The 15,640-nt window shown below is 47.9% G+C and carries 13 protein-coding genes and 1 pseudogene; 8 read left to right on the forward strand and 6 right to left on the reverse strand.

What is annotated here, in order from left to right:
• Positions 1–93 precede the first annotated feature (93 nt).
• Together AC6I8Y_RS03475 and AC6I8Y_RS03480 are read right to left on the reverse strand one after the other, a co-directional pair.
• Entirely contained in the window at positions 94–375 is a 282-nt protein-coding gene (locus tag AC6I8Y_RS03475; protein WP_498021431.1) for a type IV pilin protein, read from the reverse strand.
• Between the two features lie 69 nt (positions 376–444).
• A pseudogene (locus AC6I8Y_RS03480) lies at positions 445–510 on the reverse strand (prepilin-type N-terminal cleavage/methylation domain-containing protein); the annotation flags it as partial.
• A 114-nt stretch (positions 511–624) separates the two neighbouring features.
• On the opposite strand from AC6I8Y_RS03480, the gene AC6I8Y_RS03485 reads away from it, so the two are divergent.
• The 5 genes from AC6I8Y_RS03485 (at position 625) to AC6I8Y_RS03505 (ending at position 5,363) form a co-directional block, all read left to right on the forward strand.
• Positions 625–1,137: a pilus assembly FimT family protein gene (locus AC6I8Y_RS03485; RefSeq protein WP_498020781.1), complete on the forward strand. Its 513-nt coding sequence runs from the start codon at positions 625–627 to the stop codon at positions 1,135–1,137.
• Positions 1,106–1,747 carry a PilW family protein gene (locus tag AC6I8Y_RS03490; protein ID WP_498020782.1) on the forward strand — a complete coding sequence of 214 codons (642 nt, stop codon included), beginning with the start codon at positions 1,106–1,108 and terminating at the stop codon, positions 1,745–1,747. Before AC6I8Y_RS03485 ends, AC6I8Y_RS03490 begins: the two co-directional genes overlap by 32 nt.
• Entirely contained in the window at positions 1,744–2,991 is a 1,248-nt protein-coding gene (locus AC6I8Y_RS03495; RefSeq protein ID WP_498020783.1) for a hypothetical protein, read from the forward strand. Before AC6I8Y_RS03490 ends, AC6I8Y_RS03495 begins: the two co-directional genes overlap by 4 nt.
• Positions 2,981–3,391, forward strand: coding sequence for a type IV pilus modification PilV family protein (locus AC6I8Y_RS03500; RefSeq protein ID WP_498020784.1), 411 nt, complete (start codon positions 2,981–2,983; stop codon positions 3,389–3,391). Before AC6I8Y_RS03495 ends, AC6I8Y_RS03500 begins: the two co-directional genes overlap by 11 nt.
• 412 nt (positions 3,392–3,803) lie before the next feature.
• Positions 3,804–5,363, forward strand: coding sequence for an AbgT family transporter (locus AC6I8Y_RS03505; RefSeq protein ID WP_234494407.1), 1,560 nt, complete (start codon positions 3,804–3,806; stop codon positions 5,361–5,363).
• A gap of 94 nt (positions 5,364–5,457) precedes the next feature.
• Here the strand turns inward: AC6I8Y_RS03505 and fghA are convergent, their stop codons facing one another.
• Both fghA and AC6I8Y_RS03515 read right to left on the reverse strand, forming a co-directional pair.
• Entirely contained in the window at positions 5,458–6,303 is an 846-nt protein-coding gene (gene fghA, locus AC6I8Y_RS03510) for an S-formylglutathione hydrolase (RefSeq protein ID WP_498020785.1), read from the reverse strand.
• 53 nt (positions 6,304–6,356) lie between these two features.
• A complete protein-coding gene (locus tag AC6I8Y_RS03515; RefSeq protein WP_128647859.1) occupies positions 6,357–7,481 on the reverse strand; it encodes an S-(hydroxymethyl)glutathione dehydrogenase/class III alcohol dehydrogenase in 1,125 nt (374 codons plus the stop codon).
• Positions 7,482–7,677: 196 nt separating this feature from the next.
• Here AC6I8Y_RS03515 and AC6I8Y_RS03520 point away from each other — a divergent pair, with 196 nt between their 5' ends.
• Together AC6I8Y_RS03520 and tadA are read left to right on the forward strand one after the other, a co-directional pair.
• The gene (locus tag AC6I8Y_RS03520; protein WP_394153447.1) at positions 7,678–8,565 is read left to right on the forward strand and encodes a LysR family transcriptional regulator; all 888 of its coding nucleotides are present in this window, start codon (positions 7,678–7,680) and stop codon (positions 8,563–8,565) included.
• The gene (tadA, locus tag AC6I8Y_RS03525) at positions 8,555–9,097 is read left to right on the forward strand and encodes a tRNA adenosine(34) deaminase TadA (protein WP_394153449.1); all 543 of its coding nucleotides are present in this window, start codon (positions 8,555–8,557) and stop codon (positions 9,095–9,097) included. Before AC6I8Y_RS03520 ends, tadA begins: the two co-directional genes overlap by 11 nt.
• A 146-nt stretch (positions 9,098–9,243) precedes the next feature.
• On the opposite strand, the gene AC6I8Y_RS03530 is transcribed toward tadA, so the two are convergent.
• Entirely contained in the window at positions 9,244–9,381 is a 138-nt protein-coding gene (locus AC6I8Y_RS03530) for a hypothetical protein (protein WP_197058801.1), read from the reverse strand.
• A gap of 305 nt (positions 9,382–9,686) precedes the next feature.
• Positions 9,687–11,261 (reverse strand): membrane-bound lytic murein transglycosylase MltF, encoded by a 1,575-nt coding sequence (gene mltF, locus AC6I8Y_RS03535; protein ID WP_498020786.1) that lies wholly within the window; start codon positions 11,259–11,261, stop codon positions 9,687–9,689.
• Positions 11,262–11,557: 296 nt separating this feature from the next.
• Between mltF and purL the strand changes: the two genes are divergently transcribed.
• On the forward strand, positions 11,558–15,457 hold the full coding sequence (gene purL / locus AC6I8Y_RS03540) for a phosphoribosylformylglycinamidine synthase (protein WP_394153453.1): 3,900 nt from the start codon (positions 11,558–11,560) through the stop codon (positions 15,455–15,457).
• The last annotated feature ends 183 nt before the right edge of the window (positions 15,458–15,640 follow it).

The following is a 15,640-nucleotide window of genomic DNA, read 5'->3' on the forward strand; positions in this document are numbered from 1 at the left end:
CTTAACTCGTTTATGATTTAATCAACAGCCCGCGATAACTCAAGTTATCGCGGGCTGTTTACATTTCGGGCACGAATAAAGTAGTGGTGTGCTCTACCAGCAATCGATAGGTGATACATTGCCTTTGGAGTCGATGGTCATTGCCTTATCAGCACCAAGGCAAGTATCGTCGGCTTGTCGCGTCGTCGTTTGTGCGATGGCTTTGATGGTGTAAGTCGCTGCGGCACTACTGACAACCTCAAATTGGTAACGATCGAGTGACGACTCGCACACCGAACAAACCCCTCCAGAAATCACAGCTTCAAACTGATAGCCTGCATTGTAAGTACGTTCTAACTCGAGCTGCATCTCCAGCAGGTCACCTAGGGCTACCATTCTATAGCTTTCCCTAATGTGTTGGTGATAATTGGGATAAGCGATTGAGGTTAAGATCCCTAGTATGGCTAAGGCGATCAATAACTCGATCAGTGTCAAACCTAGCTGCCTGTGATTACCTTGTTTGCATCGCATTCTATTAAGTCAATCCAACTGCCTATTTTAAAAGACTTTTCGAGTTTTGCCTGCTGCTAGGATTAAGGCAAGTAGATTGGATTGTTTGTTATTTGTTTCATAGGTATTTGGGAAATGGTTCGCGGCTTTACCTTTTTGGAATTGATCATCACCATCGTCATCTCTGGCATTATTTTAATGGCAATGGTGCCAGCGTTTACCAATACCGCTAAGTCAAACAAAGTAGAGCGAGCAGTTTTAGAACTTTACGGCATCATTGTGCAGACACAAGCAGAATCCATACTGCGCAATCAGCCGCTTTGGCTGCATTTTGAAGGGCTACCTGAAGGCGCTTCAAATGGTGATTGGAGCGCCGTTGTGGCCAACAGCGAGAGCTTAAATAGTACAGATACGGATAAGTTGTTTACGCTCTCTGGCGCGCCTTTTGACGGCATTACGCTAGAGGTCAACTACAATGGAAAGCAAGTTAAGGTTGACCACATTATAGGTGCGGCTCGAGCGGCGGGCAATATCACCATAAAACCCTATCCCCATAGTGAGGGCTTCGCCAAAATCGTGACAGATGCGAACTCTGGTCGGGTACGTGCCTGTCAACATGGCGCTGAGTTTGGTCTGGGGGCTTGCTAAGGTGAGAAGGCAAAAAGGCATTGCTCTTATTGAGATGCTGGTTGCATCAGCGGCAGGCATTCTGCTGATATCCCTTGTCGGTTCCCTCTATGTTTCCGTTCAAAGTCACGCTTCTCAGCGATCTCAACTGCTGCTTTTGAATCAAGCATTGGCAACCACCGCGAGGCGGATTCAAAACGACATGATTCGAGCAGGCTACGATGGCGTCAAAGATGAAAGCTTAGTGGCTTTTGGGTCACAAGGAACCATTTTTATCTCTCAGAGTGGCTCAGTTGCTCAATATGCGTATCGAGATGATAGAGGTCAGGCACCGCTGGAAAACGTGGTTTGGCAACACGACTGGCAAAGGGGGAGGCTTGCGATATGCCGAGAGAAAACCAGTGTTGCGAGTGGCGCCAAGGCGACGTCATTCTCACAAGCTTCTGGTTGCACGTCCATATTTGAGCCAAACCTCATTCATGTGATTTCGTTTTCCTTACATAGCCATCTAGTGGCGAGCGATAACGCCTCCCATCAGTTTATTGATATGACCATCGAAGCGCAGCTACGACAAAATGAGGACATTTTCAGTACGCTCACTCGACAGTTTTTAGTAAGGAATGGGCAATGATGAAGCAGTCGGGAGTCGTCACCCTAATGACTACAGGGCTGTTACTGGTCGTTGGACTCATAGTCACAATGGGCGCTTATAGAGCTGCACTCTACGAGATAAAACGTGCGCAAAATGAAGTCGAGTCTAGAAAAGCCTACTGGCAGGCTGAAGGGGGAGTTGAATGTGGGGTAGCACAGTTTATCCCAACATTAACGATGCCAGAGATCGTAACCACATGTGATGCTGATATAGAGATTGTTCCTAGCTTTACTTTGGACGAATCGACGCAAGAGGTCATCCTTTCTGCTAAAGCGGGGACTCATGTGGTGAGTCGACGTTTTATCCCTTCAAGCTCCAACCTGCAGCCTGGTGCGCTGCAAAGTAGTGGAAGCTTTGTGGCAAAGAGTGCTGTGAATATCACCACACCGGACCCTGGCTCAAAACTTGAAGATGGAAAGTGGGATTGTACGGCTGTGAGGTTTGGTGGACGATTTACCGCTAACGCATCGATTACCAATAGTGGTGTCGTTCATGGCAATTTGCCTTATCAGGACTTTGAGCACAATGAGAAAGACTGCGTTGAGAAAACGGTAGTGGATGGCAGTTGTTCGTCTGACTCGCAACCACAATGCCTGTTAAGTGATTTCAAGAAAGACTCGGAGCTTAACATTTTCAAGGATTTTTTCGGCGTCGAGCCTCAGTATCATGACTCTGTGAGAGACAGTGGAGATTTCCATGTTATTGATTTAGCCGGAGAACAGCTAGGGGCAAAAAACTGCGGTGCAGAGATCATTGAGCAGCTCGAGGCGGATGCACGAAAACTCTGGGTTGAAGGTTCATGCGTTATCTCTTCTACAGAGCTTGCCGCAATAAAGTCGGCACTCAACCCTACAGGGCTCGAGAAAAAAGCAATCACTCTAGTCGTACATGATGGGCTTTTTGCGCTTCAAGGCGCAGCGACGCTCGATGGCGTGGTTTTTCATTTTAATTATGACTTTTCACCATCTGAAGAAGCCTGGAAAACGCTCGATCTAGCGGATAGCGCGGTGGCTCATTTTCCTGATGACTATGGTTTAGCCGCGTATTACCAGGGCGGAAGTTTTAGCATCACTGGTGGTGTCTTTTTTGATTACCCAGACTCAAGCCATGTTTCTCTATTTAGAGATTCACTTTCCTTTCACTACAATCGAGATGTCATTCGCCAAGCACAAGCCACCACCTCTCTATTTACCTGGAAAAAGGGAGCATGGCGTGACTTCTAATCAGCGGGGTTTTAGTTTAATCGAGGTGATGATTGCCATGTGTCTCGTTGGCGTCGGAGCGCTAGGACTGGTCAAAATGCAAACTTTCATCGAACAGCGCTCCGATTATGCCTACAGCAGTATTCAGGCTCTTGGTTTGGCAGAGGCAAAGTTGGAGTGGTTTCGTACTCGAGGCGCAAACAGCGCAGACTCCTCTATGGTTGTCGCAGACTTTGACGCCGATATTATTGATGGCTCAGAGCTACGCGATCCCTATTTTCTGACCTGGACAGTACCCGCAGTCACCATGGATGGGAATGTCAAAACCGTTGTCGTGAATGTGTCTTGGAGCGATAGGCTAGGGCAATCACAAAACCTATCGTTAACGACGCAGATCTCTCGTTTTAGTGAATTTGATTAACATTCAGAGCATCGCAACGGGTTGTCAGACCTTAGAATTATTGGAATCGTTCTCTCTGTGTGATTTCTAATATCAACTATCTGTTTTCATTGCACATTACCCTCTTACCAATAGCGCTTGCCAAGTGATGCACAGCCTCAGCTTTTAGAATGCGGTTAAATTATAAGCTATCTTTATATCATCGGGCATTTTGCGTGCTAGTTAGATAATTGTTTTGCTATTGTGCTAATTGTTGTTGGTTAAATGTTATGATAATCGGTAATTTTTGCAAAATAAGTCTACAAATATGGAAAAAGTTCCAAATTATCTACTCTTTTCATGTTTTTTAAATAGAATGGTCACGCAGTTTTTATGTCACAGTGAAACTTGCCTTGAGATTCACAAATAACAACATCACACACACGGAGTTACCATGAGTAACCAATCGATTAATCAAGCGCCAGCTCCAAAGCCGACTGGAATGGATCGCTTTTTAAACTTTATTGAGAAAGCGGGTAACAAGATCCCAGATCCTGCTATCTTATTTTTCTGGGCTCTCGTTATTGTTTGGGTTGCATCAGCACTTTTATCAAATGTCAGTTTCGACCTGATTAACCCACGCACAGACGCGCCATTAGAAGTAACTAACCTTCTAACGGGTCAAGCTCTGGCTAGTTTCCTTGCTAACATGGTCACAACCTTCACTGGTTTTGCGCCTCTAGGTATCGTATTGGTTGCGATGCTGGGTGTTGGTGTTGCTGATTCTTCAGGCTTCATCACTACTGGTCTTAAGAAGATGCTGAACTTCACGCCAGCGAAACTTCTAACACCTATGCTGATTCTTGTTGCTATCGTTTCTCACACAGCAGCGGATGCAGGCTATGTTCTAGTTATTCCTCTAGGTGGTATCATTTTCCACGCGGCAGGTCGTCACCCACTTGCGGGTATTGCAGCAGCGTTTGCTGGTGTATCAGGCGGCTTCTCTGCAAACTTCATCCCATCTGGTATTGACCCACTACTTGCTGGTTTCACGCAAACATCTGCGCAGGTTCTAGACCCAGAATACATTGTTAACCCACTAGCAAACATCTTCTTCACAGGTCTTTCTTCTGTGATCATCGTTGCTATCGGTTGGTATGTTACTGAGAAAATCATTGAGCCACGCCTAGCGAACACGCCAATTGATGAAGATGCAGAAGAAGCACCAGATCTAGGTACGTTCACTGAAACTGAATCTAAAGCGTTCCGCGCGGCAGGTTGGGCTATGATGGCGGGTATTGCACTGCTTATTGCTGCAATCATTCCAGAATCATCAGCACTTCGCTCTCCAGAAGGTGAGATCACAGCGTTCTCTGCACCACTAATGCAGTCTATCGTTCCACTTATCTTCATCCTGTTTATCATTCCTGGCTACGTATACGGCCGTGTATCTGGCACGTTTAAGAACAGCGACGATGTCATTAAAGCGATGGGTACGACCATGTCTACTATGGGCGCATACATTGTAATGTCGTTCTTCTGTGCACAGTTCCTTGCGGCGTTTGGTCAGTCAAACATCGGTACTATGCTGGCACTTTACGGTGCAGAAGGTCTGAAAGCGATGAACCTGCCAGGTCAGGCAACGATCGTTGGTATGATTCTGCTAACTGCATTTGTTAACCTACTGGTTGGCTCTGCATCAGCGAAGTGGGCACTGATTGGTCCAATCCTAGTTCCAATGCTAATGGCTGTTGGTATCTCTCCTGAGCTATCTCAAGCAGCTTACCGTGTTGGTGACTCTGTATCGAACATCATCTCACCTCTAATGGTATTCTTCCCACTGGTTGTGGTTTACTGCCAACGCTATGTGAAGTCTACTGGTATCGGTACGCTAGCTTCTCTAATGATGCCATTCTCAATCGCAATGCTGATTGGTTGGACTATCTTCTTGCTAGCTTACTGGGCTCTAGGTATCCCGCTAGGTATCCAAGCGCCATACACTTACACTATGTAAGTTGTAGTAAGAGACTAAAAAAGCCCGCCAGGTATGATTGCCTTGGCGGGCTTTTTGTTTTGTCGCTCTCGGTTTTAGTTTCTCAAGCTGAAAACTAGTCTTTTAAGAATCCGGCGTGAAAGCGTAAGTGATCATCGATGAAGCTTTGGATAAAGAAGTAGCTGTGATCGTAGCCTGGCTGCATGCGAAGTTTTACATCACTGCCTGAGCTTTCCGCCGCCGCTAGTAGCAGGTCAGGCTTGAGTTGATCTTGCAAAAATCCGTCGTCTTCACCTTGATCGACTAAAATCGGCAGGGTAGCTTGGGCACTTTTCAGAAGCTCGACACTATCGTATTGCTTCCATTGTTCTGTATTGTTGCCAAGGTAATGGCTCAGCGCTTTTTGTCCCCAAGGACAGTTCATCGGATTGCTGATCGGACTAAATGCAGAGATAGAACGGTAGCGGTCACTGTTCTTAAGACCAATAGTCAGTGCGCCGTGTCCCCCCATACTATGTCCAGAGATAGAGCGAACGCTCGTTACAGGGAAGTGCTCTTCGACTAGCTTTGGCAATTCCTCTACGATGTAGCTGTACATCTGATAGTGTTTATTCCAAGGAGCTAGGGTGGCATTCACATAGAAGCCAGCACCGAGACCAAAATCGTAGGCACCGTCTGGGTCATCCGGCACGCCTTCTCCACGAGGGCTGGTATCCGGTGCAACGATGGCAATACCAAGCTTAGCAGCAGCGCGAAACGCGCCTGCTTTTTGCATGAAATTCTCATCGGTACAGGTTAAGCCTGATAGCCAATAAAGCACTGGGACTGGATTGTCGGCACTCGCCTCTGGCGGTAAGTAAATTGCAAAGCGCATCGAGCAATTTAGAGCGCTTGAGGTATGTTGGTATTGCTTATGCCAGCCGCCAAATACTTTTGCTTGGCTGAGGTTTTCTATTGTCATTCTATCAACCTAAATGAAAGAAGGGCTCTGTATACAGAGCCCTAAGCTGGATCTTAGTAGTGAATTACGCTGCGGATACTTTCGCCTTTGTGCATAAGCTCGAACGCTTCGTTGATCTCATCAAGAGGCATAGTGTGAGTGATAAACTCTTGTAGCCCAAACTCACCTGCCATGTAGCGTTCAACGATCTCTGGAAGCTCACTGCGACCTTTAACGCCACCAAATGCACTACCACGCCATACGCGGCCAGTAACAAGTTGGAATGGACGAGTGGAGATCTCTTGACCTGCACCTGCAACACCAATGATGACAGACTCACCCCAACCTTTGTGGCAGCACTCAAGTGCTTGGCGCATCACGTTGACGTTACCAATACACTCGAACGAGTAATCAACACCACCATCGGTCATCTCGATGATCACTTCTTGAATTGGCTTATCAAACTTCTGCGGGTTAATCACGTCTGTTGCGCCAAGTTGTTGAGCGAGCTCGAATTTGCTTTCGTTGATATCGATACCGATGATCTTGCTCGCACCAGCCATACGTGCCCCGATAATTGCAGACAAACCAATGCCACCAAGACCGAAGATCGCAACCGTATCGCCTTTCTCAACTTTTGCTGTGTTAAGTACAGCGCCCATACCTGTCGTTACGCCGCAGCCAAGTAGGCAAACTTCTTCAAGTGGGGCTTCTTTGTTCACCTTGGCCAGTGAAATCTCTGGAAGAACAGTGTATTCCGAGAAGGTCGAGCAGCCCATGTAATGGTAAATTGGCTGACCATCTTTGTAGAAGCGAGTCGTACCATCTGGCATTAGACCTTTACCTTGGGTTTCACGAACCGCCTGGCACAGGTTAGTTTTACCCGACTTACAGAATTTACATTCGCCGCACTCAGCTGTGTATAGAGGGATAACATGGTCACCCACCTCAACACTCGTTACGCCTTCACCAACCATCTCAACAATACCGCCACCCTCGTGACCAAGAATACTAGGGAAGATGCCTTCTGGATCGTCACCGGAGAGGGTAAATGCATCAGTGTGGCAAACACCAGTCGCCACGATTTTCACCAGTACTTCACCTGCCTTTGGCAGCATGACGTCGACTTCTTCCATTTTAAGCGGTTGGTTTGGACCCCAGGCGACAGCAGCGCGTGATTTAATAAATTGTTCGGTCATGGTTTTTCCTTTCCTTCAAGGTCGTTGTTTCAAGGGCATGAATCTATACGTAAGAACACAAACGGCTAACTCAATAAGGTTAGTTCACTTCATTCCGTTTGCATCGAATGACAAGCAGTATATTTGTTTCTTAAAAAATGATAATTAAGAGAATTTGAAATACACTATTACTGATTTGTAATAGTGAGATTGGTCTATGGCGAACTGGGAAGGTATTAATGAGTTTGTTGCGGTCGTAGAGACGCAGAGTTTTACGGCTGCTGCAGAGCGACTTTCGACCTCTGTTGCCAATATCAGCCGCAGAGTCACGGCGTTAGAAGACAAGTTAGCGGTGAAGTTGTTCGTTCGTACGACCAGAAAGGTCTCGGTCACAGAGGTTGGGGCAACCTACTATCAGCACTGTAAGCCACTTGTTGAAGGGCTCATGTTAGCGGAGCTCGCTATCACACAGCTGCAAGCCAGCCCTACTGGGCGGATTAAGATGACCGCGCCAGTCACCTTTGGAGAGCAGGTATTGGCTCCGCTGATGCATGAGTTTCTACTGCAGTACCCTCAGATTGAGTTGGATTTGGTGTTATCTAACCAAAAGATGGATCTGGTTCAAGAGGGTTATGATCTTGCGGTAAGGCTAGGGAAGCTTGATGACTCTAGTATGATGGCGCGCAAACTGTTGGATCGACATATGTTCGTTTGTGCAAGCCCAGACTATCTGGCCAAGCACGGTGAGCCTCATACACTTTCGGAATTAAAACGCCATCAGTGCCTTCGCGGGTCAACCAAGTACTGGCGGTTTGAAGACAAAGGGGCAGAAAGACTGATTCATGTTGATGGCAGGGTGCAATGCAATAGCGGCTACGCTCTGGTTGATGCCGCACTAAAAGGATTGGGAATTGTGCAGCTTCCCGACTATTATGTGCAGCCTTATTTAGAGACGGGTGAGCTGGTGGAAGTATTAACACCATACCGTGGGGATCAAGAGGGTATCTGGGCACTCTATCCTCAAAACCGCATGCTAACGTCTAAAATAAGAACCTTGATCGACTATTTATCTGAAGCATTAAACCGGAAGCATCATGACCGATAAGCCAACATCGCCAGCGACTACGACAGAACACGTTTTCAGCGAACAAGACTATGCCTTCATGCAACGTGCAATGGAGCTTGCCTCTCATGCAGAGCAAGAGGGCGAGGTACCCGTCGGAGCGGTGCTTGTCAAAGATGGTGAAGTGGTCGCTGAAGGATGGAATCAGTCGATTGGTGCTCACGATGCCAGCGCGCACGCCGAAATGCAGGTGATACGCAAAGCTGGACAAGTGTTAGAAAACTATCGACTGCTTGATACCACGCTGTATGTCACCCTAGAGCCTTGCCCTATGTGCGCAGGAGCCTTGCTGCACAGCCGAGTAAAGCGGGTGGTTTTTGGTGCGCCAGATTTAAAAGCAGGAGCAGCTGGCACAGTGCTCAATCTATTTGAGAGCCAAGCGTCTTATCATTATGCCGATGTAGAATCAGGGCTGATGGAGCAAGAGTGCCGTCATCAGTTGCAAGCATTCTTTAAACGCCGCCGCAAAGAGATTAAAGCAGCGAAACAAGCCAAGCGTTTAGAATCAGAGTAGCACCTAGATTAAAAACAGCGTCTAGAGTCGGAATAGCACCCAGAATTGAAATAGATAGAATTTTGAAGATTGGTGTAACTAGATGGGATATTTAGCAAACATCTGCATCGCAGATGCTTGCTGTCTTTGCTGTTGCTGCTCGCTATCTATGAAGATAGAAGCTGCATAAACGCGCGATGACGCCAAATAACTTTCTTCTTATTGTTAGCCATCTTACGTTTGCGGCGGTTTGCTGCCACCGTCTTATTAAGGTGTTTAGATTGCTTTCGTTTCCTTGCAAGCATAAAACTACCTCCTTTCACTACTGGTAAACCTCTCCGATCTAACTCTATACGCATAATGACGTATTAGATGTCCTTATCAATGGATCGATGTCGGAGTCCAACACACACTTTTTCTACTCTTGACTAGAGCCGCTGAAAAAGTATGCACAGTTTGTGGATGGTACGGACGTACCTGCCAGATGAGAAAAGTCGAGGGATCAGGACGATCGTCTCCTCTAGTCTCAAACAGTAATGTAAGGGCTTAGTGGTCGGATTTCAAGTGTGCGAAGCGAACTAGATTTCGCACACTTGAAAGAGAGTGATAGTTAGCGACCTGTATTGCCACCAACGGCGGGTATTTCTGTAGATTGCGTGGCACTGATGGTTGCCTCTGCGCTAGAAACCGCGCCTGACACAGGTGGTAGCGGTGGAATCACGATCAAGTCTTCGGTACTGAGTTCTTCCTCAGCTTGCGCAGCGAGCTGTTTATCGACATGACCAATGATACTTTGATAGTAACGACGAATGTTTTCCACGTAGTTGCGGGCTTCATCGCCTCGCGCGTAGCCATAGCGAGTCTGACTGTAAAACTTCTTTTGGCGCAGCAGCGGTAAACGATCTTTCACATCCGCCCACGCATCTGGGTCGCCACCTTGGCGTTTTGTCAGGCGTCTTGCATCCATCATGTGGCCGAAACCAACATTGTAGGAAGCGAGGGCAAACCAGATTTTTTCGTGCTCACTGATTGAGTCAGGCACGCGATCAACAATTCGGCGTAGGTATTCCACACCACCACGCACAGACTGTTCAGGGTCGAGTCGATTGGTCACGTTAACGCTTTTGGCAGTCGGTAATGTCAGCATCATCATCCCGCGTACACCGGTTGGTGATTTTGCGACTGGATTCCAATGTGACTCTTGGTACGCCAAAGCGGCAATCAAACGCCAGTCAAACTCTTTGGAGTACTTTTTAAATAGTGGTGACCATTTAGGTAGCTTACTATCGAGCGCTCGGATAAAGGCGCGGGTATCCACATAATCAAATACGCCGATATGACCTAGATACTTTTCTTCTAGGTTTGCTAGATCCCCTGTCTGTTTAAGTTGCCCAAAGAACTCAATAAGCAAGGCATACAGGCTTTCATCTTCTGATTTACGCATGTACCAAGAGATTGGCTGATCTTCGGTCATCTCAAAGGCGAGGGCTAGGTCAGGGTAGATACGCTGTGACAGAGAAAGCTCGACAGAGTCCGCCATGGTGAATTTCAGTTTACCCTCGGAGACTTGTTTTAGCAGGTCGTTGACGTCAGCATTCGCGTCGATGTAATAGCGGATCTCTGGATGTTCTTCGGTCACCGTTGCCATGGTCTTTTCAAAGTGTGAGTCTTTGACAATCGCAAACACTTCTTCACCATCAGCTTGGTCGATTAACTCTTGCTGGTTGTTGAGGAGTTGCTCAAGGTTACGCGGACGCCACTGACCTTTCTTATAGACAACCTGTTGACTGACATAGTAGTAAGCGGGCCCAGCGCGAAAGCCTTGAATGCGCTCAGGAGACTGACTAAGTCCAGCCGCAATAATATCGATCTCACCCTTTTGCAGAGCAGGGAATAGGCTTGCTTGGCGATAAGCAGGTTTCATCTCTAAACGAACGCCCAATTCGTCTGCAAACTGTCTGGCTAATTCATAATCGAGGCCAGTAGGACCATCAGGACCGATATAGTAAGAGAGCTGATTATTGAGTGTACCTACGCGAAGTACACCGCGTTCTTTGATGTTTTCGAGTTCACTTTTAGGATCAGAATCGATTTGGCAGCCAGCCAACCCGATTGAGAAAAGGCACACAGATAGCAATTTTAACCAGCGACGATTAGGCCAGCGAGGAGCAGAAAGACTTTGCATTAATTCATAGATCTCACAACGTTAGTGCTGTCTTTATACCAAAGCTGAGGTCCTTGGCAAAGCGAGATAGCAGAAACACCCGAGAGTGGTCACTTTATCGCCGATCTCTAACGTATTTCGGCAAAACCAAAAAAAATGACGAAAACGTTTGCGCCAACGCTTACGTCACAAAAAAAAATCCTCTATAATACCGCCGCATCAAGGTAGGAGAAATCGTTATAAGTTCAGTTTTTACTATTAACTGATTGAATTTATAAGAATTTCACCTAAATCAACTGCATAAGAGACCTAAGCACATGAGAATTTTGCGTGGTTCCCCAGCTCTTTCTGAGTTTCGTGTTAACAAGCTACTAGAGCTTTGTCGTGAACTAAACCTACCAGTAACAGGTATTTACGCTGAGTTTGCCCACTTTGCCGACCTAACGGCAGACCTGGATGAGTCTGAAGTTGAAAAATTAGAGAAGTTGCTGACTTACGGTCCAACTATCGAAGAGCACGAGCCAACTGGCACACTGCTACTAGTGACACCTCGCCCTGGTACTATCTCGCCATGGTCTTCTAAATCTACGGATATTGCGAACAACTGTGGCCTAGACAAAGTGACTCGTCTAGAGCGCGGTACTGCTTACTATGTAGAGACATCAAGCGAACTGACTGAGCTTCAACTTGTTGAGCTTAAAGCCGTGATCCACGACCGCATGATGGAAGTGGTTTTCTCTGACTTCGAATCAGCGGCAGCGCTGTTCCAAGTCGCAGAGCCAGCACCGGTTGCTGATGTTGATCTATTAACTGGCGGTCGCAAAGCACTAGAAGAAGCGAACGTGACGCTTGGTCTTGCACTTGCAGAAGATGAAATTGATTACCTAGTTGAAAGCTTTGTGACTAAGCTAGAGCGCAACCCAACAGACATCGAGCTGATGATGTTTGCACAGGCGAACTCTGAGCACTGTCGTCACAAGATCTTCAACGCAGATTGGACTATCGACGGCGTTAAGCAAGACAAATCGCTGTTCAAGATGATCAAAAACACATTCGAAACGACACCTGAGCACGTTCTGTCTGCTTACAAAGATAATGCAGCGGTTATGGAAGGCTCTGAAGTAGGTCGCTTCTTCCCAGATCCAAAAACACGTCAATACGGCTACAACCACGAGAAAGCGCACATCCTAATGAAGGTGGAAACACACAACCACCCAACAGCGATTTCTCCATGGCCGGGTGCATCGACAGGTAGTGGCGGTGAAATCCGTGATGAAGGCGCAACAGGTATTGGCGGTAAGCCAAAAGCAGGTCTTGTTGGTTTCACAACGTCTAACCTTCGCATTCCTGGCTTCGAACAGCCTTGGGAAACCGACTTTGGTAAGCCAGGCCGTATCGTTAACGCCCTAGATATCATGCTAGAAGGTCCACTAGGTGGCGCGGCATTTAACAACGAATTTGGTCGTCCAAACCTACTAGGTTACTTCCGTACTTACGAAGAGAAGGTTACGTCTCACGCAGGTGAAGAAGTGCGTGGTTACCACAAGCCAATCATGATTGCTGGTGGTATGGGTAACATCCGTGACGAGCACGTTCAGAAGAAAGAGATCCCAGTAGGTGCAAGCCTAATCGTACTTGGTGGTCCTGCAATGAACATCGGTCTTGGCGGTGGCGCAGCCTCTTCTATGGCGTCTGGTCAGTCTGCTGAAGACCTAGACTTTGCGTCAGTACAGCGTGAAAACCCAGAGATGGAACGTCGCTGTCAAGAAGTGATCGACCGCTGCTGGCAGCTAGGTGAAGACAACCCAATCGCATTTATCCACGATGTGGGCGCGGGCGGTATCTCAAACGCACTTCCTGAGCTTGTTGATGACGGTGAGCGCGGCGGTATCTTCCAGCTTCGTGACGTACCAAACGATGAGCCTGGCATGAGCCCACTTGAGATCTGGTGTAACGAATCTCAAGAGCGCTATGTAATGGCGGTTGCACCAGAGAATATGGAAGCATTCGATGCTATCTGTAAGCGTGAGCGCGCACCATACGCAGTAGTGGGTGTGGCAACAGAAGAGCGCGAACTGAAACTTGAAGATTCACACTTCGACAACACGCCAATCGACATGCCGATGGACATTCTTCTTGGCAAAACGCCGAAGATGCACCGTGATGCGAAAACACTGAAAGTAGATAGCCCTGCGATCTCTCGCGAAGGCATTGAAATGAACGATGCGGTTGACCGCGTTCTTCGTCTGCCAACAGTTGCAGAGAAAACATTCCTAATCACCATCGGTGACCGCACGGTTACAGGTCTTGTTGCTCGCGACCAGATGGTGGGTCCTTGGCAGGTGCCGGTAGCAAACTGCGCAGTAACCGCAGCAAGCTACGACACTTACCACGGTGAAGCGATGTCTATGGGTGAGCGCACGCCAGTTGCTCTACTAGACTTTGGCGCTTCTGCTCGTCTAGCGGTAGGTGAGTCTCTGACTAACATCGCAGCGACAGACATCGGCGATATCAAGCGTATCAAGCTGTCAGCTAACTGGATGTCTCCAGCGGGTCACCCAGGTGAAGACGCAGGTCTTTACGAAGCGGTGAAAGCGGTAGGTGAAGAGCTATGTCCAGCACTGGGTCTAACGATTCCAGTAGGTAAAGACTCAATGTCGATGAAGACCAAGTGGAACGAGAACGGTGAAGACAAAGAAGTGACGTCGCCACTTTCACTGGTTATCACTGCATTTGGTCGTGTGGAAGATGTCCGTAAGACGGTCACGCCGCAGCTTCGCACTGACAAAGGCGAATCGTCACTGGTTCTTGTTGACCTTGGTAACGGTAAAAACCGTCTAGGTGCAACGGCATTGGCACAGGTTTACAAGCAGCTTGGTGATAAGCCAGCAGACGTAGACAACGCAGAGCAGCTAAAAGGCTTCTTCGATGCGATGCAAACCCTTGTTCGTGATGACAAGCTAGTGGCTTACCACGATAAAGGCGATGGCGGTCTATTCGTAACGCTTGCTGAAATGGCATTTGCTGGTCACTGTGGCGTGAAAGCTGATATTGCAGGCCTAGGTGAAGATGCGCTAGCGGCACTATTTAACGAAGAGCTAGGTGCGGTTGTTCAGGTTAAGAATGACGACCTAGAAGCAGTGAAGGCGGTTCTAGCGGCGAACGGCCTAGCAGCATGCTCTCACGTAATCGGCAGCGTTGAAGCGTCTGACGACTTCGTTATCACTTCTGGTGATGCGGTTGTTATTGAGCGCTCTCGTACAGAGCTACGTACTATCTGGGCGGAAACTACGCACAAGATGCAGTCTCTACGTGACAACTCTGCGTGTGCAGACCAAGAGCACGAAGCGAAGAAAGACAACTCTGACCCGGGTCTAAACGTGAAACTGAGCTTCGACGTTAAAGAAGACGTTGCAGCGCCGTACATCGCGACGGGCGTTAAGCCTAAGATGGCAATTCTTCGTGAGCAGGGTGTTAACTCTCACGTTGAAATGGCAGCAGCGTTTGACCGTGCTGGCTTTGAAGCAACAGACATCCACATGAGCGATATCCTGACGGGTCAAGCGGTTCTAGAAGAGTACCAAGGTCTTGTGGCTTGTGGTGGCTTCTCTTACGGTGACGTTCTAGGTGCGGGTGAAGGTTGGGCGAAGTCTATCCTGTTCAACGACCAAGCACGTGACCAGTTCCAGAACTTCTTCCACCGTGAAGACACCTTCTCACTAGGTGTGTGTAACGGCTGTCAGATGCTATCGAACCTAAAAGAGCTGATCCCAGGAGCAGACCTATGGCCACGCTTCGTTCGTAACGAATCTGAGCGTTTTGAAGCTCGCTTTAGCCTAGTAGAAGTTCAGAAGTCTGACTCTATCTTCTTCGATGGCATGGAAGGTTCTCGTATGCCAATCGCAGTTTCTCACGGCGAAGGCCGCGTAGAGGTTCGCGACACTGACCACCTAAATGCGATTGAAGCTTCAGGTACGGTAGCAGTGCGTTACGTTGATAACAACGGTAACCCAACGCAGCAATATCCAAACAACCCGAACGGTTCACCAAACGCAATCACAGGTCTAACGACTCGTGACGGTCGTGTGACGATTATGATGCCGCACCCAGAGCGTGTATTCCGTACGGTTGCTAACTCTTGGGCGCCAGAGTCTTGGGGTGAAGACAGTGCTTGGATGCGCATGTTCCGCAACGCTCGCGTGAACGTTGGTAAGTAGTCGACCAAGGCAACTGCCTCAAAGGTTACAACCCAATAGTTAATGAAGTCCTCAGTGGAAACACTGGGGACTTTTTCTTATAAAAACTCTGAGCGTCAGCGCTCGATTTGTGTTCTAATACCGCGCTGGCTTAGGGATGGCCAGCATTACATTGCTGGAATATCCCTTAACAAAGTCTTTAGG

Source organism: Vibrio sp. KUL78 (genome assembly GCF_059725505.1).

Bases quoted from the DNA above. Each gene is read 5' to 3' on its own strand.
- AC6I8Y_RS03475 (WP_498021431.1), bottom strand. From the start codon at position 375: ATGGTAGCCCTAGGTGACCTGCTGGAGATGCAGCTCGAGTTAGAACGT.
- AC6I8Y_RS03485 (WP_498020781.1), top strand. From the start codon at position 625: ATGGTTCGCGGCTTTACCTTTTTGGAATTGATCATCACCATCGTCATC.
- AC6I8Y_RS03490 (WP_498020782.1), top strand. From the start codon at position 1,106: ATGGCGCTGAGTTTGGTCTGGGGGCTTGCTAAGGTGAGAAGGCAAAAA.
- AC6I8Y_RS03495 (WP_498020783.1), top strand. From the start codon at position 1,744: ATGATGAAGCAGTCGGGAGTCGTCACCCTAATGACTACAGGGCTGTTA.
- AC6I8Y_RS03505 (WP_234494407.1), top strand. From the start codon at position 3,804: ATGAGTAACCAATCGATTAATCAAGCGCCAGCTCCAAAGCCGACTGGA.
- fghA (WP_498020785.1), bottom strand. From the start codon at position 6,303: ATGACAATAGAAAACCTCAGCCAAGCAAAAGTATTTGGCGGCTGGCAT.
- AC6I8Y_RS03515 (WP_128647859.1), bottom strand. From the start codon at position 7,481: ATGACCGAACAATTTATTAAATCACGCGCTGCTGTCGCCTGGGGTCCA.
- AC6I8Y_RS03520 (WP_394153447.1), top strand. From the start codon at position 7,678: ATGGCGAACTGGGAAGGTATTAATGAGTTTGTTGCGGTCGTAGAGACG.
- tadA (WP_394153449.1), top strand. From the start codon at position 8,555: ATGACCGATAAGCCAACATCGCCAGCGACTACGACAGAACACGTTTTC.
- AC6I8Y_RS03530 (WP_197058801.1), bottom strand. From the start codon at position 9,381: ATGCTTGCAAGGAAACGAAAGCAATCTAAACACCTTAATAAGACGGTG.
- mltF (WP_498020786.1), bottom strand. From the start codon at position 11,261: ATGCAAAGTCTTTCTGCTCCTCGCTGGCCTAATCGTCGCTGGTTAAAA.
- purL (WP_394153453.1), top strand. From the start codon at position 11,558: ATGAGAATTTTGCGTGGTTCCCCAGCTCTTTCTGAGTTTCGTGTTAAC.